Annotated in this window: 1 protein-coding gene; it reads left to right on the top strand. The window is 43.0% G+C overall.

What is annotated here, in order from left to right:
• Window positions 1-113: 113 nt before the first annotated feature.
• Entirely contained in the window at window positions 114-1,058 is a 945-nt protein-coding gene (locus LI112_RS17800) for a DDE-type integrase/transposase/recombinase (protein WP_009243765.1), read from the top strand.
• The last annotated feature ends 10 nt before the right edge of the window (window positions 1,059-1,068 follow it).

Raw genomic sequence — 1,068 nt, 5'->3', positions numbered from 1 at the left:
TGTAGGATTACAATACATGTGTTACAACTGAATAATTAAAAAGCGGAAATACCTTTTCTGTGTTATGCTTTAAGCTACCAAACCTAAACATTTAAGAAAGGAAGTATTCCCGCATGGCAAGTATAACACAAGATATGAGGTATCGTCTATCCCTGATCCGTTTCGCCGAAAAATATGGTGTCTCAAAAGCAGCAATTAAATATAAGACAAACCGCCAGTATATTTATCGTTGGAAGCGCCGCTATGACGGCACAATAGAGTCTCTCCGCGATCGTTCACGCCGTCCCCATCACCATCCCAATCAGCATACACCTGAAGAAATCAAGCTGATCCAAGATATGCGTAGGCGCAATCCCCATTCTGGTCTGGTTGTCTTTTGGGTCAAACTTATGCAGCGCGGTTATAAACGTTCCATCCCAGGATTGTATCGTTTTCTGAAGAAACAGGGAATCTTGGCTCAAAAACTTCCGAATCCCAAATATATTCCGAAGCCTTATGAGCAGATGAAATATCCCGGACAGCGTATCCAGGTCGATGTGAAATTCGTTCCTGCATGTTGTCTTGTCAATAATGCGAAAGGAAAGAAATTCTATCAGTATACCGCCATTGATGAGTACTCCCGCTGGCGGTATGTGGAAGCTTTTGAAGAACACAGCACCTATTCATCCGCACAGTTCCTCAAGCATCTGATCCAACGCTTTCCTATGCCAATCGAATGCGTTCAGACAGACAACGGCGTGGAGTTTACAAAGCGCTTTTCCACTTCCGGCAAAGAAACATTGACTTTATTCCAACGGACTTTAAAAGAACTTGGCATCCAACATAAACTGATCCGACCCTTTACACCACGTCATAACGGAAAAGTGGAACGCAGCCACCGCAAGGATAATGAACGTTTTTATACCTCGCATACTTTCTATTCCTTTGAGGATTTTTCCAAGCAGCTTCAAACCTATAACCGTAGGGATTATAACCAGTTTCCCATGAGACCTCTGGGGTGGAAATCACCACAAACTGTTCTGAGGGAATTTATTGATCGGGGTGTAACATATGTTTGACAAACCTACA

Origin of the sequence: Blautia sp. 210820-DFI.6.14, from assembly GCF_020558815.1 — a bacterium.
GTDB classification, from domain to species: Bacteria; Bacillota; Clostridia; order Lachnospirales; family Lachnospiraceae; genus Blautia_A; species Blautia_A obeum.
Note: the sequence above shows the minus strand (reverse complement) of the source record. Positions and strands in the feature narration are given on the sequence as shown.

Bases quoted from the DNA above. Each gene is read 5' to 3' on its own strand.
- LI112_RS17800 (WP_009243765.1), top strand. From the start codon at position 114: ATGGCAAGTATAACACAAGATATGAGGTATCGTCTATCCCTGATCCGT.